Origin of the sequence: Desulfosporosinus acidiphilus SJ4, assembly GCF_000255115.2 — a bacterium.
Lineage (GTDB): Bacteria > Bacillota > Desulfitobacteriia > Desulfitobacteriales > Desulfitobacteriaceae > Desulfosporosinus > Desulfosporosinus acidiphilus.
In genome coordinates, this window is record NC_018068.1 from 1282035 (window position 1) to 1308921 (window position 26887).

19 protein-coding genes are annotated in these 26887 nt (G+C 44.4%); all 19 read left to right on the forward strand.

The features are described from left to right. Positions 1-118: 118 nt before the first annotated feature. The 19 genes from DESACI_RS05800 to DESACI_RS05890 all read left to right on the forward strand — a co-directional run bounded on the left by DESACI_RS05800 (position 119) and on the right by DESACI_RS05890 (position 26707). Positions 119-2002, forward strand: coding sequence for a MutS family DNA mismatch repair protein (locus DESACI_RS05800; RefSeq protein WP_014826237.1), 1884 nt, complete (start codon positions 119-121; stop codon positions 2000-2002). Between the two features lie 358 nt (positions 2003-2360). Next, on the forward strand, positions 2361-4373 hold the full coding sequence (locus tag DESACI_RS05805) for a methyl-accepting chemotaxis protein (protein ID WP_014826238.1): 2013 nt from the start codon (positions 2361-2363) through the stop codon (positions 4371-4373). A gap of 104 nt (positions 4374-4477) precedes the next feature. Next, positions 4478-5869, forward strand: a complete 1392-nt coding sequence (gene asnS / locus DESACI_RS05810) for an asparagine--tRNA ligase (protein ID WP_014826239.1) — start codon at positions 4478-4480, stop codon at positions 5867-5869. Between the two features lie 289 nt (positions 5870-6158). Next, entirely contained in the window at positions 6159-6926 is a 768-nt protein-coding gene (locus DESACI_RS05815) for a GntR family transcriptional regulator (RefSeq protein ID WP_014826240.1), read from the forward strand. A gap of 20 nt (positions 6927-6946) precedes the next feature. After that, positions 6947-7600 carry a cobalamin B12-binding domain-containing protein gene (locus DESACI_RS05820; RefSeq protein ID WP_014826241.1) on the forward strand — a complete coding sequence of 218 codons (654 nt, stop codon included), beginning with the start codon at positions 6947-6949 and terminating at the stop codon, positions 7598-7600. Positions 7601-8113: 513 nt separating this feature from the next. Further along, the gene (locus DESACI_RS05825; protein WP_014826242.1) at positions 8114-8911 is read left to right on the forward strand and encodes a methyltetrahydrofolate--corrinoid methyltransferase; all 798 of its coding nucleotides are present in this window, start codon (positions 8114-8116) and stop codon (positions 8909-8911) included. Between the two features lie 72 nt (positions 8912-8983). After that, positions 8984-10156 (forward strand): uroporphyrinogen decarboxylase family protein, encoded by a 1173-nt coding sequence (locus tag DESACI_RS05830; protein WP_014826243.1) that lies wholly within the window; start codon positions 8984-8986, stop codon positions 10154-10156. Positions 10157-10176: 20 nt separating this feature from the next. Then, entirely contained in the window at positions 10177-10350 is a 174-nt protein-coding gene (locus tag DESACI_RS24750) for a hypothetical protein (protein ID WP_014826244.1), read from the forward strand. A gap of 42 nt (positions 10351-10392) precedes the next feature. Further along, entirely contained in the window at positions 10393-11025 is a 633-nt protein-coding gene (locus DESACI_RS05835) for a cobalamin B12-binding domain-containing protein (RefSeq protein WP_242833131.1), read from the forward strand. A gap of 531 nt (positions 11026-11556) precedes the next feature. Further along, entirely contained in the window at positions 11557-12798 is a 1242-nt protein-coding gene (locus tag DESACI_RS05845) for a multidrug effflux MFS transporter (RefSeq protein WP_014826246.1), read from the forward strand. 29 nt (positions 12799-12827) lie between these two features. Next, on the forward strand, positions 12828-14657 hold the full coding sequence (locus DESACI_RS05850; RefSeq protein ID WP_014826247.1) for an ASKHA domain-containing protein: 1830 nt from the start codon (positions 12828-12830) through the stop codon (positions 14655-14657). Positions 14658-15305: 648 nt separating this feature from the next. Next, a complete protein-coding gene (gene pcrA, locus DESACI_RS05855) occupies positions 15306-17567 on the forward strand; it encodes a DNA helicase PcrA (RefSeq protein WP_014826248.1) in 2262 nt (753 codons plus the stop codon). Between the two features lie 6 nt (positions 17568-17573). Then, positions 17574-18539: a putative manganese-dependent inorganic diphosphatase gene (locus DESACI_RS05860; RefSeq protein WP_242833132.1), complete on the forward strand. Its 966-nt coding sequence runs from the start codon at positions 17574-17576 to the stop codon at positions 18537-18539. 41 nt (positions 18540-18580) lie between these two features. Next, positions 18581-20563 (forward strand): NAD-dependent DNA ligase LigA, encoded by a 1983-nt coding sequence (gene ligA / locus DESACI_RS05865; protein WP_014826250.1) that lies wholly within the window; start codon positions 18581-18583, stop codon positions 20561-20563. A 284-nt stretch (positions 20564-20847) separates the two neighbouring features. Continuing rightward, the gene (gene gatC / locus DESACI_RS05870) at positions 20848-21138 is read left to right on the forward strand and encodes an Asp-tRNA(Asn)/Glu-tRNA(Gln) amidotransferase subunit GatC (RefSeq protein ID WP_014826251.1); all 291 of its coding nucleotides are present in this window, start codon (positions 20848-20850) and stop codon (positions 21136-21138) included. Between the two features lie 18 nt (positions 21139-21156). Beyond that, positions 21157-22635: an Asp-tRNA(Asn)/Glu-tRNA(Gln) amidotransferase subunit GatA gene (gene gatA, locus DESACI_RS05875; protein ID WP_014826252.1), complete on the forward strand. Its 1479-nt coding sequence runs from the start codon at positions 21157-21159 to the stop codon at positions 22633-22635. Continuing rightward, positions 22622-24073, forward strand: coding sequence for an Asp-tRNA(Asn)/Glu-tRNA(Gln) amidotransferase subunit GatB (gatB, locus tag DESACI_RS05880; protein ID WP_014826253.1), 1452 nt, complete (start codon positions 22622-22624; stop codon positions 24071-24073). The genes gatA and gatB overlap by 14 nt, the downstream gene beginning before the upstream one ends. 410 nt (positions 24074-24483) lie before the next feature. Beyond that, a complete protein-coding gene (gene nifV, locus DESACI_RS05885) occupies positions 24484-25614 on the forward strand; it encodes a homocitrate synthase (RefSeq protein ID WP_014826254.1) in 1131 nt (376 codons plus the stop codon). A 91-nt stretch (positions 25615-25705) separates the two neighbouring features. Then, positions 25706-26707, forward strand: coding sequence for an isocitrate/isopropylmalate dehydrogenase family protein (locus DESACI_RS05890; protein WP_014826255.1), 1002 nt, complete (start codon positions 25706-25708; stop codon positions 26705-26707). The last annotated feature ends 180 nt before the right edge of the window (positions 26708-26887 follow it).

The window sequence follows — 26887 nt, forward strand, 5'->3', positions numbered from 1 at the left end:
GTTAGGGTAAGGGGGCAAAGGACAAACATTTAAATCTAGTATAGCACTCCCCAAAAGAGAAGAAAAGAAGGGATTCGACGCTGACTCTTCCCAAAAAGTGGTTATGCAGGGCGGGTTAGTGTATAATGACATAAATCTTTCTTTGGGGATAGTTTGGGGGATTGTCATTTTGCCTGAGGCTGAAAATAGAAAAACTCCGTCAGAGTTATATCATAAACGGCAGCTGTTTTATGGCCGCAAACTAAAGAGTTTAACCGTTGACCTTAATCGCCTAAGCAATTTTCGTCTTGTTGTTTTCTTCGCAGGTGCTATATTAACTCTCTGCTTTTATCTAAACAAGAAACCCTTTTGGACAATGGGAATTGCCTTTCTAACGGTGGCGAGCTTTATAACTTTGGTCTTTTGGCACCAATCCTTAAAGGCCAGGCAAAAGTATCTTGAAGTTCTCCGGGGAAACTATGATCAGGCCGTAAAGCGTATGGAGGGAGAGTGGAAATCCTTTGCCGACCTGGGAGACGACTTTAAAGACCCCGATCACCCTTATGCCCTGGACCTTGATATCGTTGGCTATGGTTCACTTTATCAATGGATTACCACAGCTAAGACCTTCCGAGGCCGGGAAAAACTTAAGCGAGTTTTGACAGAACCTCCGGAGACAGAGGAAGAGCTATTAAAAAGACAAAGGGCCATCCTTGAATTAGCCGGAACAATGGCCTGGAGACAGAGGTTTTTAGCCGAGGCAACTCTGGCAAAGCGTCCCATGACGTCTCCTGCGGCAATGTTTGCTTGGGCAAAAACTTATAACCCAAATTACCTTCGCCGGGATGTTCTCGTGTTGGCTCGGGCTCTTCCCTTAGTAACTTTATCATTTTTGTTCTTATATTTTTTTAGGCACAATGTATCTTATGGGTACCCTTTGACGGGACTTGTGATTCAAGCGGCAATTCTCTTTATAGGAAGACAAAGGGGAAAAACTCTTAATGCGGTTCATACCTTTAAGGAAGATATTCGGGTCTACGAGAGAATGCTGGAAAGATTTGAAAAACGATTCTTTAAGGCAGATTATCTGCAAGAATTGAGAAATGGCTTGCGCAATCGAGAGGATAAAGCAGCTTTTGAACAGATCAGAAAACTTTCGCGCTTGGCAGATCTCATTGCTAATCGCGGTAACGCCATGTTTCTGATTGTCAACATCCTAACACTCTGGGACATCCAGTGTATGATTTCTTTGGAAGCCTGGAAAGAAAGGTCAGGCCGATTTTTAGAGTCATGGGTGGATACTCTGGGCGAATTAGAAGCCCTCAGCAGTCTGGCAATCGTTGCTGCAGATCACCCGGAGTGGTGCCGCCCGGTATTTACTTCCGAGAAAACCGGGGTTAAAGCTTTACAGATAGCTCACCCGCTCTTAAAGAACCCGGTTTGCAATGATTTAACCATCAATAAGGAAACCGGAATTATCTTAATAACCGGATCAAACATGTCCGGAAAAAGTACGATGCTCAGAACGGTAGGAATTAATCTCGTTTTGGCCTATGCGGGGGTTCCAGTATGCGCCCGGGAATTTTCCTGTTCGCTTTTCAAATTGTTTAGTTGTATGCGAGTCAGTGATAATTTAGGAGAAAACATTTCGTCGTTCTATGCAGAGCTGTTAAGGATTAAAAAAATTGTCGAGGCTTCGAAGCAAGAAGCGAAGATATTTTTTCTCCTTGATGAGATTTTTAAAGGTACAAACTCAGAAGATCGTCATGCCGGGGCTAAAATCTTAATTCGGCAATTAAGCAAAGCAGGAGCTATGGGCATGGTATCAACCCATGATTTAGAACTGGGTGATCTTGAAAGTGAAAGCAGCCGCAAAATCCGGAATTATCATTTCCGGGAGTATTATAAAAATGAGCAAATCTTTTTTGACTATAAGCTGCGGCCTGGAATCTCGACAACACGCAATGCTATGTATCTAATAAAAATGGCCGGTATTGATGTGGATGAATCGAACGATTGTTAAGCTGCTTAAGGCAATTAAAGAGGAAAAACTGAAAGTACGTTCATTTTGAACAAAGATTAAGGAAAATAATATGATATTAGGAGCAAAATGAAATCCACATGACATTTTTTTTGTCATGTGGATTTCATTTATTTGCCAAAAAATATAGTAAAATTGATCGACTATATCAGTGTTTTTTCGATATATGGAGGTGAATATTTGACGACTGAGTTCGGAAATATCATAATTTGGAAGAAATATAAATTAATTATCGATTCCTGCTGTTTCGTGGGTTGTCCATTTGATTTAATCAATGAAATCTATCCGCGTAAATTGAACAATTGCAAAATTGCAGTGAAATGATTAGGAGAGAGCAGAAATGAGATTTCAACGTTCGATGTCAATCAAAACACGTGTAACTCTTTTAGTAGGGATTTTAATTGTTTTCGTGGTAATAGCACTCTCGGCGGCTGGGCTTTGGAATGCAGAGAAGATGCTGCAAACAAGTGAACTGCAAACGGAAAAGCTTGCTCAGCAAGGAATCCGGGATGAATTCAGCAACCGCCTGGATCAAGCTAAATCTTCAGTGTTGTCCTTGAGTATGAATCCGGATGTAGCTAAGGCCTTGGCAGAACGAGACCGGACGACTTTGGCACAGTTAGTTCAGCCTGTTTTTAATGAGGTTAAGAAGCAGGGCTTTAGTCAGCTTCAGTTTCATCTTGCTCCGGCGATCTCCTTCTATCGAGCACATTCTCCCAAAAAATTCGGAGATGACCTTTCAAAAATTCGGCCGACGGTGGTGGCCGCCAATACAGACCATAAGATAATAGAAGGTTTGGAAGAAGGAGTCGAAGGCTACGGTTTTCGGGTTGTAGTTCCTGTAAAGTATCAAGATCAGTGGGTTGGTAGTGTAGAATATGGGATGGATTTTGGCGAAGATTTTTTAAAAACTCTCCAGACGAAGAACCCCGGAGATTATTTTATTTACCTCCTCGATCCCTCGGCCTCGTTAGTTAAAAGCGTAAAGACAAATGGGGGATTACTGGCGGGCATCGGCAAAGATAATTATCCGGTGGCCCAGGATAGGGTAAAAGCGCTGGCAAATGGACAGTCTCAATTTGTGGTAAGCGGAGATGGACAGTCAAACATTCTGCTCATTCCGTTTAAGGACTATCAAGGTCAGGTGAAAGGCTATATTAAGGCTGTCCTTTCGCGGAGTGCGGTGCTTAAGCAACTCAATGATTTAAAACTATGGTCCTTTTTGATCGGCTTGGTGGTTCTTGTCTTAGGAGTGTTTGCAGGTTACATATTTTCCCGGAGTTTCACACGTCCTCTCATTGAATTAGCCGAAAATGCGGAGGTATTAGCCCAAGGCGATTTGAGAACGGCTATTAGGACTGACTGGTTCGGAGAGATAGGGACACTGGCTCTGGCTATGAGAAAGATGGTGGAAAACACGAAGGATATCTGCTCCTCGATCAACAAAGCGTTAAACCGGGTTGAGGATTCGACCAAGGAAATCTCAGTGGCCACAGATCAAACATCTTCAGGAATCGAACAAGTCGCCGAGAGCATTAATCAAGTGGCGATCGGTGCTCAAAAAATTGCTCAAAGCACAAGCGAAATAGGAGAACAAAGTTCAGGAATAAATCAAAGCGTCTTATCATTGGCCGGACATATGGAACGTATCTCACATAGTAATAGTGATGTCACTGAGCGGACACAGCAGGGTGAGGAAATGATGAAGGATTTAGCTGCAAAGATGAGCGTTTCAGCCTCTAAGGTGGAGGAAATTCAAACGGCAAGTCAGAGCCTTAAAGATCAAACCGGAAAGATCCGTGGGATCACGCAAATTATCTCCGGAATTTCTGAGCAAACGAATCTCCTTGCTCTTAATGCTGCCATTGAAGCTGCTCGCGCCGGGGAAGCCGGACGGGGATTTGCTGTCGTGGCTGAAGAGGTTCGAAAATTGGCGGAAGGTTCTCATCAAAGCGCCGAACAGATCGCTGAGCTCATTGATCAAGTGACTCGCAGCGTCGAGGCTTCAGCCCTCTCAACGGAAGAAGCTTTCTCCTTGATTCAGGAGCAGGTCGGGATTGGAAAAACAGCTCTGCAACGGTTTATGGATATTTCTCAAGGAATGCAGGGTGTTTCCAGTTCATTAGGGATAATGTCCGAAGAAGTTCAGCAAGTTGTCCGGATGAGCGAAACAATAGCTCATTCGATTCAGGTGATTAATGATATGTCCCAGGAAGATGCCGGTGCCTCAGAGGAAATTGCTGCTTCCAGTGAAGAAATGAGTGCCACGGTTACTTCAATTCGCGACAGTGTTGAGCAGTTGATCGTCTTAATGGAGGAATTGAAAACCCAGAGTACGAGGTTTGTCAGCTAACGGCCGCCCTTTCACCCTCATTTGAAGTTAAGGTGCCAATCAGGTATAATTGTTAATCAGGAAATTCTTAACCCTCAAGGGGACCTTTTTGAGGAGGAAAGCTGATGCAAGCGGTAACGGTAAAACAAATTTTCAGAGAGACAGAGAAGTTTCTCAACCAAACGTTGGAGATATCTGGTTGGGTTCGTACCATTCGCACCTCGAAAGCCTTCGGCTTTATCGAAATCAATGACGGTAGTTTTTTTGAAAACATTCAAGTGGTTTTTGACGAAAGCTTAACTAATTTTTTGGAAATTGGCAAGTTAACCATTAGCTCTGCCCTTCGTATCCAGGGGACCCTTGTCCCATCACCGGGAGCAAAGCAGCCCTTTGAATTGAAGGCGGAACATATAGAGATTCTGGCCCTCTCAAGTGCGGATTATCCTTTGCAAAAGAAGCGCCATACCTTTGAGTACTTGCGGACAATTGCTCATTTGCGTCCAAGAACAAATACATTTGCCGCGGTCTTTCGCATTAGGTCTGTAGTGGCCTATGCCATTCACAAGTTTTTTCAAGAAAAAGGGTTTGTCTATGTTCATACCCCCATTATTACGGGAAGTGATGCCGAGGGTGCCGGAGAAATGTTCAGGGTAACGGCTTTAGATCCGGCCAATCTGCCAAAGACGGACTCAGGAGCCATTGACTTTGCCAAGGATTTTTTTGGGAAGGAAACGAGTTTGACGGTCAGCGGTCAGCTTAATGTCGAGACGTATTGCATGGCTTTCCGCAATGTCTATACCTTCGGACCAACGTTCCGTGCCGAAAACTCCAATACGGCCAGACATGCCGCGGAGTTCTGGATGATCGAACCGGAAATTGCTTTCGCTGAGCTGAACGACAATATGAAATTGGCAGAAGAAATGATGAAGTATATTATTCAGTATGCTTTAGATTATGCTCCCGAAGAGATGGCCTTTTTCAATCAATTTGTTGATAAAACTCTCTTCGAACGCTTGGAAAATATCTTGAACTCTGATTTCGGTCAAATTACTTATACTGAAGCCGTGGAACTTTTGGAAAAGGAAAATTCCCAGTTTGAATATCCTGTGCATTGGGGCATAGATCTTCAAACGGAGCACGAACGCTATCTGACGGAAAAGATCTTTATGAAACCCGTGTTTGTTACGGATTATCCAAAGGACATAAAAGCTTTCTACATGCGGCTTAACGACGACAATAAAACGGTTGCAGCCATGGATCTCCTGGTACCGGGAGTCGGAGAAATTATTGGCGGAAGCCAGCGGGAGGAACGTCTTGAGGTTCTCGAAGAGCGGATGAAGGCGTTCGGCTTAAAGGAAGAGGATTATCACTGGTATCTCGATCTTAGAAAATACGGCGGTGTGAAGCATGCCGGGTATGGACTGGGCTTTGAACGGGTGATTATGTACCTGACAGGAATGTCGAATATTCGTGACGTTATAGCATTTCCTAGAACTGCCAACAGTTGTGAGTTTTAAGTACTCAGCAATCCGAGGCTCGCTCACGTGTTTGTGCGTTAGAAGTGAACCGCCGGCCATGACGATAAGCGGAAGAGCTTATCGCCTCTCCATGTAATGAGTTCACTTTTGTGGGCGAAGTTACCTTCCTTTGAGGTCTATAGGGTTCGGGATGGTTTTTTTAGCGGGGTGAAGGAGATTTTCCTTCATCCCTATTAGTCATTTAGATCCTTTAGATCATTGACACCCCGATTTTGGCATGTTAAACTTAAAAAAATTTGCAATTTGCAGACAATTAAAGCAGGAATAGGTGTTTTTGGTGAGCCGAGAAGAAATAGCCATCGATAAAAATTCAGTGATCCCCATTTACTATCAGCTATTTAAGCTGCTCGAAGGACAAATTCGCAGAGGAGATCTGAAGCCCGGAGAGTCTTTGCCGACGGAAAATGATATCGCTACGTGCTATGAAATAAGTCGTATGACGGTACGCAGGGCAATTTCTGAACTGGTGGCTGCAGGCATGGTCTATGCTCAGCAGGGTAAAGGCACCTTCGTTGCTACCCCTAAACTGGATAACATCGTCTTTGAATTAAATGATTTTAATCAGGAAATCAATCAAAGAGGGTTGAATTATAAAACTACTTTATTGGAAGCTAAGATTATCCGGGCCAATGAAGAATTGAAATCTAAGTTTCAGATTCAGGAAGAGAACAAACGATTTCTGTTTTTTCGAACGGTGCTTTCGGCCGAAAATGAACGGCTATCCTATGAGGTAAAATACACAATCTACAGCAAGAGCAAACCAATCCTTGAATCAGAACTAAAAGATCCGAGTTTGCCGGGTTTAATAGCAGCGCATACGGAATATGTGCCGGTCAGTTCGAAGAAGGTTTTACAGGTTGCCTCCTGTAGTCAGGAAGAAGCTGCAATTCTTGGGATTCCGCCTTATGCCCCGGTATTTCTTATAGAACAGACAATTTTTGATTCAGACCTTAAGCCGGTGGGGTGGAGCAAAGCTGTTTACAGGGGAGACAGGTATAAACTGACGAGTTATGACGGTTGGTATAAAAAAGACTAAGCTAATTGGGGGTTCATGAGGTGGAAGACGAACTACAAATAGCGATGGCAGAATTGGATGAAGAAAAAACTCTAAGGTTGGTCAACGAAAGAATTCAGGCCGGGCACTCTGCTGTAGATATCATAGAAAGCTGCCGGCGGGGTGTGGAAATAGTCGGAGAGAAGTACAGTGACAGTGATTATTTTTTGTCCGATCTGATTATGTCCGAAGAGATTCTTAAAGAAGTTATGAGGATCCTGGAGCCCCACATTCCTGTTAAAGGGACCAATAATAGATTTCTGCCGATTGTTATGGGTACCATCGAAGGAGATATTCACGATCTGGGTAAAAACATTATCATCTATCTTTTGCGATCCTCCGGGTTAGAAGTAATAGACTTGGGTGTTGATGTGACACCTGAGAAATTCGTTCAAGCCGTAAGTGAATCGAAGGCCGCGATCTTAGGGATTAGTGTGTTGTTATCTTTTTGTGTGGGCTCCATTAAAAAAGTTGTGGATCTGTTGACAGACGCAGGGCTTAGAGATCAAGTAAAAGTTGTGGTAGGAGGATACCCGGTAAATCAAGAGGTTAAAGAATACACGGGTGCGGATTTTTACGCCAACGACGTTACGGAAGCTCTGAAAATTTATCGTGATATTTTAGGAATTGGAGGAGGTCCGGTCTCGGGATGCTGAGACCGGATCCTTTTTTCTAAGGAATCTTATAATATTGGGCCGATACCATAGGGAGACATAAGCGCGGCGAAAGTCTTTGGCCGTGCCAATCAGCGCAAACCGAGGAACCAAGGTTTCTTTAGTTTTGAGACCATCATCATGGTGTTATTGACCAGACAAAGGAGTTGTGATACTATTTTAAAAATAGATAAAGTTATCTATACATTCTAAATAAATTAATAATTATTACAATATATGTATATACATCTAGACTATTTATTTTGATATCGATTAGTGCTTTTACAGAGGCTAGAATTATCGTTCTCCAAGCTGATGTTAATCCCTATCGATTTTCAGAGTAAGCCTTGTCTTCAATACCCTACTGCAATGGTGATAATACCGTTTTGTATGTAGGGTTAAACTTGTTTTAAGGGGGAAACTTCAGGACTTTAATAAGGAAGGTGATGCCGGTAAACTCTGACAGGACAGCTTACATAGATTTCATAATTTTGACTTCGGGGAGGGTTAGAGACGATGTTGATTATAGGCGAAAAGTTAAACAGCTCTATTCCTAGCGTACGTCAGTTTATTAATAATAAAGACACGGCTGCTGTTCAGGATTTGGCACTGAGGCAATCCGCAGCAGGAGCTGATTATTTGGATCTCAATACAGCTCAAGGGGATGAAGCGCCTAATATGGAGTGGCTGGTGAGAACGGTGCAAGAGGTAACCGATGTGCCCTTATGTCTGGACAGCACTTCAGCCGCAGCCATTAAAAGAGGTTTGGCTGCGGTTCATGGGGATAAGAGCCGAGTTTTAATAAACTCCATTTCCATGGAAAGAAACCGTATTGAAGAAGTGCTCCCTTTAGTTCTCGAATATAATTGCTCGGTTATTGGGCTCACTCTAGATGACAACGGAATTCCCAAAACTGCCGAAGATAGAATAGCCATTTCCAATCAACTCATTGAAACCTTAACCAAATATCAATATGACCTTGAGCAGTTGTATTTAGACCCCCTAGTCCTTCCCTTAGCGGTAAACCACCTGAATGCCACCATGTTTTTCAAGTGTCTTACGGAAATCAAACAGTCATTTCAGGTTAAAACAGTCTCTGGGTTAAGTAACATATCGTATAATTCCCCAAAACGAAAAATCATGAATCGTCATTTCTTAACTCTTTGTATGGCTTTTGAAATGGATGCTGCAATTCTCGATCCCCTCGATGGAAAAATTATGACCTCAGTCATTACAAATGATTTTCTGTTAGGCAAAGACCGTTTCGGTAAGAACTATTTAAAAGCCTATCGCAGCGAAGTGCTGGAAGATTAGCACAGCTTGGGAATTGCGGTATGATAGTACCATACCATGGTTAATTATTTTAAGAGGAAGGTGTAAGCGACTATGAATGAAAAGGAAACCCTTTATCAAAAACGATTAGCTCGTTACATCACTGCGATGGACTGCGGAAAACCGGATATGGTTCCCGTAGCCTTCGGCGTAGGGGAATGGATTGCTAAATATAAAGGCATCACTCTGCAAGAAGTATATTACGACCTTGATAAAAGTAATTCTATAGTTTCGGAAATGTTGCCGGGCTTGGACTTTGATATTTTTAAAGGCGGCCCTTCTTTATGGTGGCCGCCAATGTTTGATGTCATGGGTTCAAAGTTATATAAATTTCCGGGAATTGGAGTCGATGAGAATTCAACCTTCCAATACAATGAGCAAGAATACATGAAACCAGAGGATTATGACGAATTTACTGCCAGTCCGACAGAATGGCTCGTCAATCACTTTTTGCCCAATATAAGTACGGAATTGGAGAATCCTGGGTCATACAGAGCTGCCGTTGCCCTGATCAAAGGTTCAGCAGCCTTTGCTATGTCCGGAAGTATAATGGCAGCCGCTTTCGAAAAATGGACAATGGACCATGGAATTGTCGGTCAAGGGACCGGGTTTACCAAGGCCCCTTTTGATACTCTCGGGGATGCTCTGCGGGGGATGAAGGGAATACTCTTAGACTTGCGCCGCCGCCCGGAGAAAGTATTAGCTGCTTGCGAAGCTATCACTCCTCACAATGTTAATTGCGGCTTGGCCGGTGCCGGCGCAGACACGCGTTTCCCCTGTTTTGCCCCACTTCATCGCGGAGCTTATCCGTTCCTTAATCCGCATCAATGGGAAACGTTTTACTGGCCGTCCTTAAAAGCAACTATTGAAGGACTGTGGACTAAAGGGAAACGTATGTTGTTTTATGCTGAAGGAGACTGGACTCCCTATCTTGAAAAAATTGCCGAATTGCCAGATCGAAGTATTATCTTTCAGGTTGACACGACAGATCCTAAAAAAGCTAAGGAAATTCTGGGCGGCAGGTTCTGCCTGCAAGGTGGTGTTCCTACAACATTATTAACCTATGGAACACCGGAAAAGATTCGCGAACAGGTTAAACGGTCCATTGACGAATTGGGCCGTGATGGAGGCTTTATCTTGGATGCCGGCGGGGTTGTGATGGGAGACGCAAAACAAGAAAACGTCATGGCCATGATTGAGGCAGCCCGAGAATTTGGTGTTTATTAGAAAGATAGGAGGGAAAATCAATGGCGGATAAGGAAAAATCATTCATAAATCCCAATCCTGGGGTCTGTGTGCCCTGGGAACTGAAACTTGAGGAATTCGGCGATCTTCCGGGAAACGAAGAAATTGTGAAAAAGGAATGGGAAAAGTTGGATGACTTTGCCTACAATTTCATTTGGTTTTGGGTACAACGATAGAACTAAGAAATTTAAAATACTTTTTGATTTCAAAGGAGTGGGATGATGATGCTGACAGATGAATTATCGAAGGCCATAGCGGAATTGGAAGAACAGCAAGTGGCAGATCTAGTCAAAGAACGTTTGGCAAAGGGAGTAACGCCCTTAGAAATTGTAAATTCGCTGCAGCAAGGAATGGCAGAAGCAGGTGTTCGCTTTGAGACCGGAGAATATTTCTTGGGTGAACTCATCATGTGCGGAGAAATCATGCAGGATTCTATGGTCGTTTTAGAACCGCTCCTCACGGGCAGTAATGCAGAGTATAAGGGGAATATCGTCATGGGCACTGTGAAAGGGGATATCCACGATTTAGGAAAGAACATTGTGGTAATGCTCCTCAAAGGATCGGGTTATAATGTCATTGATCTCGGAGTGGATGTTCCGAAAGAGAAGTTTATTGAAGCGATAAAAGAATTTAAAGCCCCCCTTGTAGGCATGAGTGTTCTGTTGACAGGATGCCAGGAATCTATGAAAGAAACCATTGAGGCCATCAGAGCTGCAGGATTGGATTGCATAATACTTATCGGCGGCAACTATATTGATGAGGTCGTCAAAGACTACGTAGGTGCAGATTTCAGCGCTCAGGCTGCTACGGATGGCGTCAAGATTGCTGAAGAAATATTCGGAGTTGCCTAACAACGCTTAGCAAACAAGAAGGTTCACCGCGTCCCTAACTTCAAGACCGGTTAAGGAGGTGTCTTATGAGGTGCCTCCTAATTGTCTGTTCCGTTATCAGCCCCCCCATGCCGTTTAGCGGTATCACTGAAGAATTGAAAATTTATCCGGATTTGAAGCCCCACACTTCTATAAGTGGGGGATCTTCGTAAACTTCAGGTGGGGTAGAGTCATCCTTCGCCGCGCAGTATTCTTTTAAGTATAAGCGGCTTCGGCGATACTCTCCACTGGAGACTATCGTCATCTGAGACCCCGATGTTCAGCTTTAGCTGGACGAGTTCACTTTCCGAGGCAGAAAGTATAACCTTCGGTTGTATACCGCAAGCAGGGCTAATATCTGCGAAGACAGTGCCTTCGTCTTCTAGCATAAGTGCAACTTGGCAGCCGCCTGCTCCGATGCTTGGCGCCCGCTAAGTTTTCTTTAGAGCGTTCTTGCACGTGAACATAATTTGTAGTAATTGTACAGACTAAAGAATGGAGTTAATAAAACGAATGACAAAGGATTCATTGCTTGAGACAACTGATCAAAATGAAGAACCTAAGAAGACGCAGCGATATTTAGGTGATAAGGGGCTCGTAGTCCTTATTGCTTTTTTAAGTGCGTTTATACCCTTATCTACTGATCTATATCTTCCTGCCCTGCCGAGGATGGCGGAGAATTTTAAAGCTTCTGCCGGTTTAATTAATCTTACGTTAATTATGTTTTTCCTTTTTTATGCCATCGGAACCTTATTTTGGGGGCCCTTAAGCGATAAATACGGTCGCAAACCAATATTGCTTACGGGTTTAGTGCTTTACACTATTGCCAGTGTTTTATGCGCCTTTTCGGGAAATGTATATCAGCTTATTATTTTTCGAGTTTTCCAAGCTATTGCCAGCGGAGCGGCAACTTCTGTAGCTCAGGCTGTTGTAAAAGATTGTTATACCGGGAAGAAGCGGATATCTGTCTTAGCCGTGGTGTCATCAATGACTATGATTTCGCCAATCGTCGCTCCTGTTGTTGGGGCAGTAATCTTGAGGTTTACTTCCTGGCGGGGAGTGTTTTCTACCTTGGCAGTGATTGGGTTTCTAATCACAATGGCGGGAATTGCCTTCCAGGAAACCATTGCTGAGCATTATACCGGGGGAATTCTTCAATCTCTGGGGAGATTGCAAGTTGTTGCTAAAAATCCGGGGTTTGTCTCACTTCTTTTGACATTTTCCTTAATGGGGATTCCGATGATGTCCTTCATTACCTCATCCTCCTATATTTATATTGATCAATTTGGCTTAAGCGCACAAGTTTACAGCTATTATTTTGCCTTTAATGCAATCTTTATGGTGATTGGTCCTTTGCTCTATTCGAGGGTAGCCCGGTATCTGAAAAGGGATTTTATTATTTCAGCCAGTTATTTTATCTCCTTTGTCAGCGGACTTTTAGTCAGTTTTATAGGGAGTATGAGTCCGGCGGTATTTGCCTTAACCTTATTGCCGGCTACGCTGGCAGGCAGCCTCACTCGCCCCCCCAGTGCTAATTTAATGCTGGAACAGCAAAAGGGAGACACCGGGGCGGCTGTATCATTAATGTCTTGTGCCTTTACGGTCTTTGGCAGTATCGGTATGATTCTCATTTCCTTGAATTGGGCCAATCGGATAGAGGTCATGGGGCTCCTATATGCAATTCTTGCTTTAATCAGTTTAGGGCTTTGGAGTATAATTTCCAAAAAACCTTTTGTTCAGGCAGTTGAGAGTTGACAAGTTGTTATAGCAAAGGAGTGACAGGGATGATTGACATCACATTTTCGAACAAAGTTGTTCAGGTTGAGAAAGACACAACTATTTTGCAAGCAGTTGCTTTAGCCGGAAGGCAAGTTGAAAGCACCTGCGGAGGAAAAGGAACCTGCGGAAAATGTAAGGTTCAAATTAAGACAGATGCTCCGTATTCTCCTACTTTGGCAGAAAAGAAATTTCTAACGGCTTCAGAGCTAGAGGCCGGTTGGGTCTTGGCCTGTCAACACACCCTTACTCACAATGCATCGATCCGGATTGAAGAACAAAAGGATGTCGTTCATCGGAAAACAGATTTGGCCGAGCTAAGGGAAATTGAGTTGGCCCCCAGTGTCTGCAAATATCCACTTGAACTCGAACGTCCCACAGTTGAAGACCAGAGGTCAGATTGGGAGCGTTTAGTGTCTGCTCTGCCTGAAAGGGGGCTGCGCTTTAGCCGTTCCATTGCTGCTACACTTCCTAAGGTGCTGCGAGACGGTGGATTTCAAATCACGGCGGTGCTGGACGGCCATAGATTATTGGCTGTAGAACCCCATGACACTTCAAAGCGCTGTTTTGGCATTGCCATTGATATTGGTACTACGACGGTGGTGGTTTACCTTTTGGATATGCTCCAAGGCATTGTTGCAGCAAGTGGGGCGATGACAAATCCGCAGCAGATTTTCGGAGCTGATGTTATTTCACGAATCACTTATGCAGCGGGCGGTCCGGAAAAACTTCAGGAAGTTCAAGGGAAAGTAGTGGGCGGCCTTAACAAGATAATCAAAGAGCTATGCCAGGAGAAGAACATTAAGCAGGAAGAAATTTATCAGGCCGTGGTCGTGGGCAACACAACAATGGCTCATTTGTTTTTGGGAATCGATCCCACCTATCTGGCTCCGGCCCCTTTCATTCCGGTTTTTCAGCAAATGGTCGATGTGGAAGCTAAAGAGTTGGGACTTTATATGCTCTCCACTGGACGGGTGCTGGTACTGCCGAATGTGGCCGGTTATGTTGGATCGGATACCGTTGGAGCAATGTTAGCGGCAAGAGCTGATCATCTGGACGGAGTCAGCCTGATCGTTGATATTGGAACAAACGGCGAGATGGTTCTCAGCGGCAAGAACCGGATTCTGACTTGCTCCACTGCAGCTGGGCCGGCCTTTGAAGGAGCGGAGATCCGCTATGGAATGAGAGCGGCAGAGGGAGCAATTGAAGCGGTGAGTATAGCTCAGGATGTTGAATTAAAAACCATCGGAGGTGGAAAAGATCGAGGTATCTGTGGCTCGGGGCTGATCGATGCTATTGCCGAAATGTTTAAGGCGGGGGTTATTACTGCTTCCGGACGTTATGCCAGCGAACCGGAAGACTTGGAAATATTGCCTCCTCTGGTGCGTGAGCGGCTGCGTAAAGGTGAGCAGACTTTTGAATTTGTTCTTGCTTGGGGAAAGGATTCGGTCAGCGGCGAGGATCTTGTGCTTTCCCAAAAGGACATTCGAGCTTTACAGCTGGCGAAGGGGGCTATAAGTGCAGGAATTACACTGCTCGTCAGAGAAATGGGAATTAGTCCTCTTGAGATAGACAGGGTGCTTCTGGCAGGAGCCTTTGGGAATTATATTAAGAAAGAAAGTGCCTTGGGCATCGGATTGCTTCCGCCTTTACCCTTGGAAAGAATTCATTCCATAGGTAATGCGGCAGGAGATGGGGCTAAAATGGCCTTGCTTTCCATTATTGAGCGAGGGCGCGCTGAGACTATGGCTAAACAGGCAGAGCATATTGAGCTATCTAATAAGAAAGAATTTCAGGATGAATTTCTAAAAGGACTGGGTTTTGAAGGGATCTTCTAATGAAAGTCATAGTGTGGTTCTGATTTTACGATAGCGAAGAACATCCAAGCAGACGCCGGCCATGGATTGGCCAAGTGTCTCTGGAGCCAAGGATGGCGGGAAGAGACCGCCGGCCATGACGATAAGCGGACGAGCTTATCGCCACACTGCAACTTAATAGGCCTACTCCTGCAGTGTGGATTTGGCCAAGTGTCTCTGGAGCCAAACAAGTGCGATAGTCTCCACTGGAGACTATCGGGATGGCAGGAAGAGACTGCTGACATCGATAGTCAAAAGGATAATGCAATGATGGAGAAATAAGGTTAATGGAGGGCTATGTCTCTATTAACCTTATTTATGCTGCTTGGGGTATATGGGCTAGTGAAAATAGAATGTTTTAATTCCTTATTTAAATCATTTAAAGCGAGAATTAGCAATTTGTCACAAAAAGACATAAATCTACATGATAATCTACAGTTCAAAGGATAAATATTTCAAGATACTGGAATCAGAGGACTATAATTGGGGCTTTGCTATAACAATCATCATTACTAGGTATAGTAAAATTTAATAGCAAGTAACCTTTAGGTGAGTGCCGCCTTTAAATCAGACAACAGTCAGGACGAACAGTATGTTATAATATGTACAAGAGGAGAGGTGGAGTGGTTAATGTATCGGTTGGACGATTTGAATTCAGTACAAAGGGAAGCTGCTGAGCATCAGGAAGGGCCGCTTCTTATTCTGGCCGGTGCAGGATCAGGAAAGACTCGCGTGCTTACTTACCGAATTGCTCATTTGATTGCTCGGGGTGTCGATCCAGGCGATATATTAGCAATTACGTTTACGAATAAAGCAGCTAAGGAGATGCGGGACAGGGTAACAACCCTCGTAGGCAGTGAAGGACGAGGATTATGGGTCAGCACCTTCCACTCAGCCTGTGTACGCATTTTGCGGCGGGATATCGAGCATCTGCCGGGTTATACCCGGAATTTTGTGATCTACGATGCGGGAGATCAACTGGCTTTGATCAAAGGATGCTTAAAGGAAAAGAATCTGGATGAAAAGAAATTTTCCCCGCGTGGTGTAGCTTCGGTGATTAGTGATGCCAAAAATAAACTCCTGGACCCTGAAGGATTTGCTGTCCAGGCCAGCGATTATTTTCAGAGCAAAGTTGTTGATTTGTATCGGGATTATCAGAAAAAACTCAGAACGAATAATGCTCTGGATTTTGATGATATTATTATGCTTACGGTTAAACTGTTCAGAGAAAATGACAGGGTTTTGGATTATTATCAGGAGAAATTCCGTTATATTTTGGTGGATGAATATCAGGATACCAATCATGCCCAATACATGCTGATCAAGCTGTTGGCCAGCCGTTACCGCAATCTTTGTGTGGTAGGGGACGATGACCAGTCCGTTTATGGCTGGCGCGGGGCTGATATTCAAAACATCCTTGATTTTGAGCGGGATTACCCTGAAGCTAAGGTTATCAAGCTTGAGCAGAATTATCGGTCTACTCAAAAAATTCTTGATGCTGCCAATGCCGTTGTCAGGAACAATGAGGGACGCAAAGAAAAATCTCTCTGGACGGAGAATTCCTCAGGACAGCCAATCGTTTGTTATGTCAGTAATGACGAACGGGATGAAGCCAGGTATGTGGTAGAACGGATTCAGCGTTTGCATGAACTGGAAGGTCGTCCCTACAGTGATTTTACAGTTCTTTATCGAACCAATGCCCAATCTCGGATACTGGAAGAACAGTTGATGAAAGCCGCCCTGCCTTATCGAATTTTTTCGGGTTTAAAGTTTTACCAACGTTTAGAGATCAAAGATATGTTAGCCTATCTGCGGCTTATCTATAACCCTTCAGACCAAGTAAGTTTTGCCCGGGTGCTTAATGTTCCTAAACGGGGCCTGGGAGAAAGTACTCTGGAGAAAATTCTGGAATATGCCGACGAACAAGGAATGCCTGTCTTGGACGCTATTTTGGAAGCAGACTATATTCCGGAATTAACAGCCCGGGCTAAGAAACCATTGTTGGCCTTTGCCCATCTGATGCAAGGTTTAGTTGAGTTTTCGAAAAATGCCACCGTTACAGAGTTAGTCAAGGAGATTTTGAATAAAACGGGTTACCAGGCGATTCTCGAAGCAGATAGTTCACCGGAAGCAGAAGCCCGCTTGGAAAACTTGTTAGAGTTTCTTTCCGTCACAACGGAGTTCGATGAAAAAGCTGCTCAATCTGAAACCGAAGGGGAGGAAGAACAGATCCTTGGCGGAGTCAGCGGCTTTTTAGAGCAAGTATCGCTGGTCGCTGACATAGACGAACTGGATCCTGCAGAAGAATCCATTGCCTTAATGACCATGCACAGCGCTAAAGGTCTGGAATATCCTGTCGTTTTCGTGGTAGGCATGGAAGAGGGCATCTTTCCCAGCGGACGTTCCTTTCTTGACCCTTCAGAGTTGGAGGAGGAACGGAGGCTGTGCTATGTAGCTATTACACGGGCACGTGAAAAACTGTACTTGTGCAATTCAGAAATGCGTATGCTCTATGGCAAAACCCAGTATAATCCACCTTCGCGGTTTTTAGAGGAGATCCCGTCGGAGCTGATGACGGATATCGATCCACTCGATCCGCCTAAACTGCGTTTAAATACTTCACCCAAATCATTTCAGAGACAGGAGGGTAAACCAGATCGGAGAATTCCTTTAGGGTCCGGTTCCTGGGAGAAAGATTTTGGCAGCCCGGTGGTCATTAAAGGAGGTGAGGCTCATCACGTAGGAGAAAAGGTTGAGCATGTTAAATTCGGACGAGGAATAATAGTCTCAATTAAGGGTGAAGGAAATCAGGCAGAATTGACAATTGTATTTGATGGTGGAATTGGAATTAAAAAACTCTTGGCAGAGTACGCCAAACTTACCAAACTCTAAATTCAAATGAGAAATTATGAAGAGAAAGGTTTAGGTGTTATAATGGATAAGATTTATATTGTTGGTCACAAGAACCCAGATACAGACTCAGTTTGCTCCGCTATCGCTTTAGCTCGTTTTAAAGAACTTACAGGTGCTGAAAATTGTGTTGCCGTAACAGCCGGCAAAATCAATAAAGAGACCGAGTTTGTTCTCAACTATTATGGAGTTCAAGTACCTGAAGTATTAGAATCCGTTGAGGCTAAACAAAAACTTATCCTCGTTGACCACAACGAATATGGTCAAGCTGTAGGCGGTGCTGATCAAGCTCAGCTCGTACAAGTTGTTGACCACCACAAAGTTGGCGGATTCCAAACTGCCGAACCTCTTTATGTACGTATCGAGCCTGTCGGTTCAACCTGTTCGATTGTTGCTCAATATTACAAAGAAAAAGGCTTAGTTCCTGAGAAAGCGATTGCAGGTATTTTATTAGCTGCTATTCTTTCTGACACAGTAATCTTCAAATCCCCAACTTGCACTGAGCTGGATAAAGTTATTGCTGCTGAACTCGCAGCCATTGCTGGAGTTGACCCCAAAACCTTCGGTATTGATATGTTCAAAGCGGGTTCCAACATCGCTGAGCGCACTCCGCAAAGCATGATTGAAGAAGATTTCAAAGCTTTCACCATGGGATCCCACAAAGTTGGCGTTGGCCAAGTCAGTCTGATGGGCATGGATGGATTTGAAGATGTTCGGGCAAACTTAAACAAAGAGCTGGAAAACTATCGCAATTCTCAAGGCCTGCGTTATATCTGCTTAATGGTTACTGACATTTTAAGTGATTACACTGAACTGATTGTTAAAGGAGATAATCCGGAAGAAGTTGCTAAAGCCTTCGGCAAAGAACTTGTCAATGGCAGTGTTGAGCTTCCTGGCGTTCTCTCCCGTAAAAAACAAGTTGTTCCACCAATGACAACTTATTTTTCAGCTTAATTAAAATACAAACATATTAGGAGAACAGGGAGGAAATTTCGGTGCGGGATGAATTCGAGCGTGTGAGATGGTTGCGGGGGGAGATAGAGACTGCCAATAAGCAGTACTATGTACTTGATCAACCCACCATGACTGATGCGGATTACGATGCTCTCATGCGGGAATTGATCGATTTGGAAGCGAAGCATCCGGACTGGGTTACTCCCGATTCTCCGACAGTACGAGTCGGGGGAGAGGTAGCCAAAGAGTACACTAAAGTACGTCATTTGGAACCTCTCCTGAGTTTAGATAACGCTTTTTCGGCGGAGGACCTCAGGGAATTTGACCGACGGGTCCGTCAAGTGACTTCAACTGTGGAGTATGTTGTAGAACTTAAGATTGATGGACTGACTGTCGCTTTAACCTACGAAAACAGCCTGATGGTGCGGGGAGCAACCCGTGGTGATGGCGAAGTGGGTGAAGATATCACCCCTAACGTTAAGACTGTAAAATCAATACCTTTACGCCTTAAAGATGATGTTCCAAGACTAAGCGTCCGGGGAGAAGGGTATATGCCCAAAGCTTCCTTTGCCCGCTTGAATCAAGAACGGGAAGAAGAGGGACAAGCAACCTTTGCCAATCCCCGTAATGCGGCGGCAGGTTCCTTGCGCCAATTGAATTCCAAGATTACGGCCCAGCGGAAGCTGGATTATTTTGCTTATCAGGTGTTGGGTGCCAACGAGTTAGGTTTACATAATCAAACGGAAGTCCTTACCTATTTAAAGGAACAAGGATTTATTGTCAATCCGGAGTATAAGGTTTTTGGAACCATTGACGAAGTTATTGGGTTTTGTGAAAGAATGTCTTCGGAACGTCATGGTTTCTCCTATGATATTGACGGATTGGTTATTAAAGTGAATGATTTTGCCGTTCAACAGGAATTGGGCTTTACAGCTAAAAGTCCTCGTTGGGCAATTGCTTATAAATTTCCAGCAGAACAAGTGGAAACCGTTGTTGAAGATATACTGATTCGGGTAGGCCGAACGGGGGTGTTAACCCCTACGGCAGTGCTCACGCCTGTTCTGGTTGCAGGGTCCACGGTGAGCCGGGCGACTCTGCATAATCTTGATAACATACGCCAGAAGGATATCCGCATCGGCGACCATGTTTTGCTTCATAAGGCCGGGGATGTTATTCCTGAAGTTGTTAAGATGCTGCCTGAGAAACGAACCGGGGAGGAAAGAATCTTTGAAATGCCGGAATTCTGTCCGGAATGTCAAAGCCCTGTCCGCCAAGATGAAGGTGAAGTGGCCTACCGCTGTCAGAGTATCACCTGTCCCGCCAGGCAACGGGAAGGGATCATCCATTTCGTTTCCCGCGATGCCATGGCTATAGACGGTCTGGGGCCGGCGGTGATTCAGCAGCTTCTCGATGCTCGTTTGATCTCGGACGCTGCGGATCTTTATTCCTTAACCTTTGAGGATTTAATCCCCTTAGAACGGATGGGTAAGAAATCCGCCGAAAATCTTTTAAAAGCCATTCAGGATAGCAAAACCCGCGGCTTGGGGCCTTTGATTTTTGCCCTGGGGATTCGCCATACCGGAGAAAAGGCCGGCAAAGTCTTGGCTCAGAGGTTTGGTTCCATGGACCAACTCATGAAAGCGTCTCTGGAAGAGCTGCAGGGAATTCCCGATATAGGGCCCACCATGGCGGAAAATCTCGTCTATTTTTTCAGCCTGGAGAGCACTCAAGGTTTTATTGAAAAACTGCGTCAGGCAGGAGTCGATATGACGGCTGAAGAATCTTCAAAACCCCAGATATTTGCCGGTAAAAGTATTGTTGTCACAGGTTCCTTAGAACGTTGGGACCGACGAGAGATCGAAAAAGTCATTGAAGACCACGGCGGCAAAGCCGCAAGCTCCGTCAGCAAAAAGACAGCTTTCGTCGTTGCCGGCGAAAAAGCAGGTTCTAAGCTTACGAAAGCCCAAGAACTAGGGGTCCAGATCCTAACGGAAGACGAATTTGACACACTGCTGAAACAGTAGCAATTGGGGAGGGGCCTAGCAAGTGTGTATTGGGGACGGTCCTTATTGCACATTTTGCATGATTTCATCAGGGTGTAAAGCAGGGATAGTCTTCTGTTACTTCCTCTGTAGCATAAGGTTAACTCAGGGACGGCTTTTTGTTGTATGCGGTCAGGCGTATACCAAAGAACCGTCCTTATTTGCACTTTTCAATAACTGTCCCCCTGACACATTTGTTGCCCGATTCTTCCAGATTTGCTATTATAGAAGGATAGCAAAAAAGTAGTCAAAGGACGGTGAATTTAATGGCAATTTCACGTGAAGACGTTATATATGTCGCCGGATTGGCACGTTTAGAGTTAAACGAACAAGAAATTCAAGAATATACTGTGCAGCTGAACTCGATTCTTGATTACGCCGCAATGTTGGAACGTTTGGATACTGAAGATGTTGTGCCTACGGCTCATGCTGTTCCCTTGCATAATGTGCTGCGGGAGGATGAGGTAAAAGGTTCCATTAAGCACGAAAAGGCCTTAAGAAATGCCCCGGATGCGGAAGAAGGATTTTTCAGGGTTCCGAGAATTAGTCTCACATAGAAAGGAGGGGCTGCGCCCATGATATTTGAGAAATCCGTGAGTGAGCTTCATGAACTCCTTGTGCATAAAGAAGTTAGTGCCACGGAATTAACCAACGCTTACATAGAGCGAATTCATAATTTAGATAAAGATCTGCAAGCTTATTTAACAGTCTTAGAAAAAGAAGCTCAAGCCCAAGCCTCGGAAATCGATCGGAAGATCGCTCAAGGGGGAGAACTAGGGGCTTTAGAAGGCATTCCTATGGCTATGAAAGACAACATGTGTACCGAAGGAATACGTACAAGTTGTGCTTCCAAAATTCTTAAGGAGTTTTATCCTCCCTATGATGCAACAGTAACAACACGATTAAAGGATGCAGGAAGTATTCTTTTAGGTAAATTAAATATGGATGAGTTTGCTATGGGCTCTTCCACAGAGAATTCAGCCTATCTGAAAACACGAAATCCCTGGAAATTAGAATGTGTTCCAGGAGGTTCTTCCGGCGGTTCGGCGGTTTCCGTAGCGGCTGATTTGGCGGCCTTCTCCCTGGGATCTGATACCGGGGGATCGATTCGGCAGCCGGCTGCCTTTTGCGGGGTTGTTGGCCTTAAACCAACCTATGGAGCCGTATCCCGCTTTGGCCTCATAGCCTATGCCTCATCCCTCGATCAAATAGGCCCTCTAACAAAAACAGTAAGGGACAATGCCCTAGTGATGAATGCTATTGCCGGGTACGATTCTCAGGATTCCACCTCTGTTCGCTACGATAAACCTGATTATACAAAATTTCTGCTCAATGACATTAAAGGTTTAAAAATTGGCATACCCCGTGAATATTTCGGGGAAGGGATTGAGCCCGAGGTAGCTAAAGGGATTCAGGAAAGCATTGAAACGCTGCGTAATCTGGGAGCTGAAGTGAGCGAATGTTCTCTCCCCCACACGGAATACGCCATCCCGGCCTACTATTTGATTGCCACTGCCGAAGCCAGTTCCAACCTTGCCCGTTATGATGGTGTCCGCTACGGTTACCGGGCCCAAGCTGAAGATGTTTTGGGGATGTTTAGAAAAACCAGAGCAGAGGGATTCGGACAAGAGGTTAAGCGCAGAATCATGTTGGGAACCTATGCCTTAAGTTCCGGTTATTACGATGCTTATTATCTTAAAGCCCAAAAAGTTCGGACGTTGATCAAGCAAGATTTTGATCAGGCCTTTGAGAAATTTGATGTTCTGCTCTCTCCCGCTGCGCCCACGCCGGCTTTTAAATTCGGTGAGAAATCCAATCCACTGGCTATGTATTTATCAGATATCACAACAGTTCCCATTAATCTGGCAGGTATTCCGGCCATATCCGTACCTGCAGGTTTTGTGAATGGTCTGCCCATCGGCATGCAATTAATGGGCAAGCATTTCAATGAAGGGACGCTCTATCGAGTTGCCTATACCTTTGAGCAAAATACAACGTATCACACGTTAAAACCGGATCTTTCAGAGGAGGTGCTTACCCGTGGCAGTCGCTGATCGTTATGAAATGGTTTGTGGCTTAGAAGTTCATGTGGAGCTTCAAACCAAGACGAAGATATTCTGTGGCTGTACTACCGAGTTTGGGGGGGAACAAAATACCCATGTCTGCCCTGTGTGCTTAGGTATGCCCGGAACCCTTCCGGTTTTAAACCGTGAAGTAGTCAATTATGCCATTCGTGCGGGATTGGCATTAAACTGTGAGATCGCTGATTTTTCTAAATTTGACCGCAAGAACTACTATTATCCCGATTTAACGAAAAACTATCAGACGTCTCAATATGACCTGCCAATTTGCAAAAATGGCGGCTTGGAAATTGAAGTTGACGGAGTTAAAAAGTGGATTGGGATTACCCGGGCACATATGGAAGAAGATGCTGGGAAACTTGTTCACAGCGGGGAAACTATTACGACTTCGGACGCCTCTTCCGTTGATTATAACCGGGCAGGAGTACCGCTTTTGGAGATTGTTTCCGAGCCTGACTTGCGTTCGATTCCGGAAGTTTTAGCCTATCTGGAACAGTTGGTCCAAATTCTGGAATACACTGGGGTTTCCGACTGCCGCATGGAACAAGGTTCGGTTCGCTTTGATGTCAATGTCTCCTTGAGGCCCGCAGGGTCAACAACCTTTGGAACCCGAACTGAGACAAAAAACCTTAATTCTTTCAGTTCAGTCCGACGCTGCATGGAATATGAAGTTGCCCGCCAGGCCCGTGTTCTTGATGAAGGGGAGGAAGTGGTTCAGGAAACCCGGACTTGGGATGAAGGCCGGGGAATTACCCTAGCATTGCGTTCCAAAGAAGAAGCTCATGATTACCGCTATTTCCCTGAGCCGGATCTCGTTCCCCTCGTAATAGACAGGGAGTGGGTAGAAGAAATTCGCAAAACATTGCCCGAACTTCCCAGAGAACGCCGGAACCGTTTACAGAGTTTAGGACTATCTGCTTACGATGCAGCAGTGCTTACGCAAACTAAAGCCATGGCCGACTATTTTGACCAGGGTTTAGCTCATGGTGCCGAGGCAAAGAGTTTAGCCAATTGGGTTATGGGGGATCTAACCAGGCTGCTGAACAGCAATCAGTGTCAAATAGCGGATTCGCCTGTTTCCGCCCAAAAGTTGGTGGAACTTGTAAAACTCATTGACAAAGGCACTTTGAGCGGCAAAATCGCCAAATCTGTTCTGGAAGAAATGTATTCTTCGGGCAAAGATGCTGACCAGATTGTCAAAGAGAAAGGGCTTGCTCAAATCAGTGATGAAGGAGCATTGCTCGGAATCATCGACCAGGTAATTGTCGCTAATCCCCAATCCGTAGAAGATTTTCACGCGGGTAAAGAGCGGGCTATTGGGTTCTTAGTGGGACAGATTATGAAAGCGACAAAAGGACAAGCTAATCCTGGTCTTGTTAATCAGCTGCTTAAGGAAAGATTAGCAAAGTAACAGGATCTGTTAATAAAATTGGAATACCTCCTTGAGGTACTTCTATGACTTAAAACGATTTACTGCGTTTAAAGTGGGGTGGCCTAACTATTCATGTAATAGGCCATCCCACTTTAATATTAAATAAAGTATTAACTTTAAGAATTGTGTCAAATTTCATAAAATTATTAAGGGATATAAATCAAGAATTAATGATTTTAAATTATAACTAATTATAATTAGGCTTTATTCTCTTAAAGATAAAACCTTATGCTTTAATATTACTTAAATGTATTAAGTGAAGGCTGATGTATACAGTATAAGCATTTTGATCTCCTTCAAACTTAACATTTATTATGCTAGTATAGAGAATAAATATTCGCGACATAGTATATAATATATTTCCCATTTGAAGAAGAGGGGTGTTTCCATTGAGACATTTAACGATTGTAGATACAACATTACGGGATGGAGAGCAAACGGCAGGAGTCGTATTTTCCAATCAAGAAAAATTGCGCATTGCTCGCTTACTCGATGAGGTAGGTGTTCATCAAATCGAAGCAGGGGTTGCCGTCATGGGCGGAGACGAAAAAAAAGCCATCAGCGAGATAGCAAAACTCGGTTTAAAAGCCAGTATTATGGGCTGGAATCGTGCGGTCATCTCGGATATTGAAGCATCTCTTGCTTGTGGAGTGGATGCGGTAGCCATTTCAATTTCCACGTCCGATATTCATATAGAACATAAACTTATGACCACCCGCGACGATGTACTGGAACGTATGGTTAAAGCGACAGAGTTTGCCAAAAGGGAAGGTATGTATATATCCGTCAATGCCGAAGATGCTTCCCGTTCCGATATGGATTTTCTGATCCGGTTTGCTCAGGAAGCTAAAAAAGCGGGTGCAGATCGTCTGCGTTATTGCGATACTGTTGGGATACTTGATCCCTTCACTACTTACGATAATATTAAAACGTTAATCGAGAAAACGGGGCTCGATGTTGAGATGCATACCCACGATGATTTTGGGATGGCCACGGCAAATGCTTTGGCTGGAGCTAAAGCAGGGGCTTCCCATGTTGGGGTCACTGTCAATGGATTAGGAGAACGCGCCGGTAATGCCGCTTTAGAAGAAGTGGTTATGGCTCTTAAGTTTTTACTCAACACTGATATGAGCTTTGCCACCGAACGATTTGTTGAACTTTCTGAGTATGTTGCTCGGGCTTCAGGCCGTATGCTTCCTCCTTGGAAGTCTATTGTAGGAAGCAACATGTTTGCCCATGAATCAGGAATTCACGCTGATGGGGCTTTAAAGAATCCCCGGACCTACGAAGCCTTCAGCCCGGAAGATGTCGGGCTAGAACGTCAGATTGTTATTGGCAAACACTCCGGAACTGCCTCGATTAAGGCAAAGTTTAAAGAATATGGCAAAGAAATTTCTGAGGAACAAGCAGTTGAAATGTTAGCTAAAGTACGTGCTTTGGCAGTGGATATGAAACGATCCTTATTTGATAAGGAACTTGTTTATATTTATGGGGATATGTTGAAACAAAAGAATCAATAATACCACAATCAATCAATAAGGCGATAGTCAAAGGTGTTTAAGTCGCAGCGTTGACGGTTAGTTTTTCTTTAAGGAAAGGGAGTATCACTTAATGACAGTTAAGGTTACATTGATTCCCGGCGATGGGATAGGGCCTGAGGTAAGCGCCGCTACTCAAAAGGTAATAACCGCCAGTCAGGCACCTCTGGACTGGGAGGTTGTGGAAGCAGGAGAAGCTTGCATTGAAAAATATGGAACTCCTTTACCGGAGCATGTATTAGAAACAATTCGCCGCAATAAGGTTGCAATCAAAGGACCGATTACGACTCCCGTCGGTAAGGGTTTTCGCAGCGTAAATGTAGCCCTGAGGCAGCAACTGCAGCTTTATGCCAATGTAAGACATTTGCGAAATCTGCCTAATGTCCCGTCTAAGTATCAAGACGTCGATATAGTAGTTGTCAGGGAAAATACAGAAGACCTATATGCAGGCATTGAACACAAGGTTGGAAATTATGCCGCAGAATCCATTAAAGTGATAACACGTGATGCGTCAGAGCGCATAGGAAGGTACGCCTTTGAGCTTGCTCGGCGGGAAGGGCGTAAACGTGTGACGATTGTTCATAAAGCGAATATCATGAAGCTGAGTGATGGACTCTTTCTGGAAAGTATCCGCCATGTAGCCCGAGATTTTCCTGAGATTGAATGTGAGGATCGGATTATTGATGCTTTGTGCATGAACCTGGTGCAAGTTCCCGAACAGTTTGATGTATTAGTGCTGCCCAACTTATACGGAGATATTGTATCCGACCTTGTTGCGGGTTTAGTCGGAGGATTAGGAGTTGCTCCGGGGGCAAACATTGGTGAGATGGGGGCGGTTTTTGAGGCCGTTCATGGCAGCGCTCCACAGATTGCCGGCAAAAATATAGCCAACCCTTTAGCGATGATTCTTTCCGGAATTGAAATGCTGAAGTACTTGGGATTTATAAAAGAGGCTCAGCGAGTGGAAAAGGGTATTAATGATGTTTTAAGTCATCGAGAGTATGTCACTCCCGATTTGGGTGGAACCTCCGGCACTCAGGAAATGGCAATGGCTATTGTTGAAAGTATGAAATAAATGAAGATTATAACTTAAGAACCCAGATTATGAGACGCGTTCAAACTCTTAAATCCATTACAGGAAGTAGCTTGAATTCGGTAAAAGGCAGGTGAGGGATTGAGTTCCAAGCCTGTCTTTTCACAAGGTGTAAACAATTAAATACATGTATCTATATGTAGACATAACCGCGAGCTAAAG

What these genes read in the sequence shown, in the direction of transcription:
- DESACI_RS24750 (WP_014826244.1), top strand. Translation starts at nt 10,177, where the DNA reads ATGGCGGATAAGGAAAAATCATTCATAAATCCCAATCCTGGGGTCTGT.
- gatC (WP_014826251.1), top strand. Translation starts at nt 20,848, where the DNA reads ATGGCAATTTCACGTGAAGACGTTATATATGTCGCCGGATTGGCACGT.
- DESACI_RS05860 (WP_242833132.1), top strand. Translation starts at nt 17,574, where the DNA reads ATGAGAAATTATGAAGAGAAAGGTTTAGGTGTTATAATGGATAAGATT.
- pcrA (WP_014826248.1), top strand. Translation starts at nt 15,306, where the DNA reads ATGTATCGGTTGGACGATTTGAATTCAGTACAAAGGGAAGCTGCTGAG.
- DESACI_RS05825 (WP_014826242.1), top strand. Translation starts at nt 8,114, where the DNA reads ATGTTGATTATAGGCGAAAAGTTAAACAGCTCTATTCCTAGCGTACGT.
- DESACI_RS05845 (WP_014826246.1), top strand. Translation starts at nt 11,557, where the DNA reads ATGACAAAGGATTCATTGCTTGAGACAACTGATCAAAATGAAGAACCT.
- asnS (WP_014826239.1), top strand. Translation starts at nt 4,478, where the DNA reads ATGCAAGCGGTAACGGTAAAACAAATTTTCAGAGAGACAGAGAAGTTT.
- DESACI_RS05850 (WP_014826247.1), top strand. Translation starts at nt 12,828, where the DNA reads ATGATTGACATCACATTTTCGAACAAAGTTGTTCAGGTTGAGAAAGAC.
- DESACI_RS05835 (WP_242833131.1), top strand. Translation starts at nt 10,393, where the DNA reads ATGATGATGCTGACAGATGAATTATCGAAGGCCATAGCGGAATTGGAA.
- DESACI_RS05830 (WP_014826243.1), top strand. Translation starts at nt 8,984, where the DNA reads ATGAATGAAAAGGAAACCCTTTATCAAAAACGATTAGCTCGTTACATC.
- gatA (WP_014826252.1), top strand. Translation starts at nt 21,157, where the DNA reads ATGATATTTGAGAAATCCGTGAGTGAGCTTCATGAACTCCTTGTGCAT.
- DESACI_RS05805 (WP_014826238.1), top strand. Translation starts at nt 2,361, where the DNA reads ATGAGATTTCAACGTTCGATGTCAATCAAAACACGTGTAACTCTTTTA.
- DESACI_RS05890 (WP_014826255.1), top strand. Translation starts at nt 25,706, where the DNA reads ATGACAGTTAAGGTTACATTGATTCCCGGCGATGGGATAGGGCCTGAG.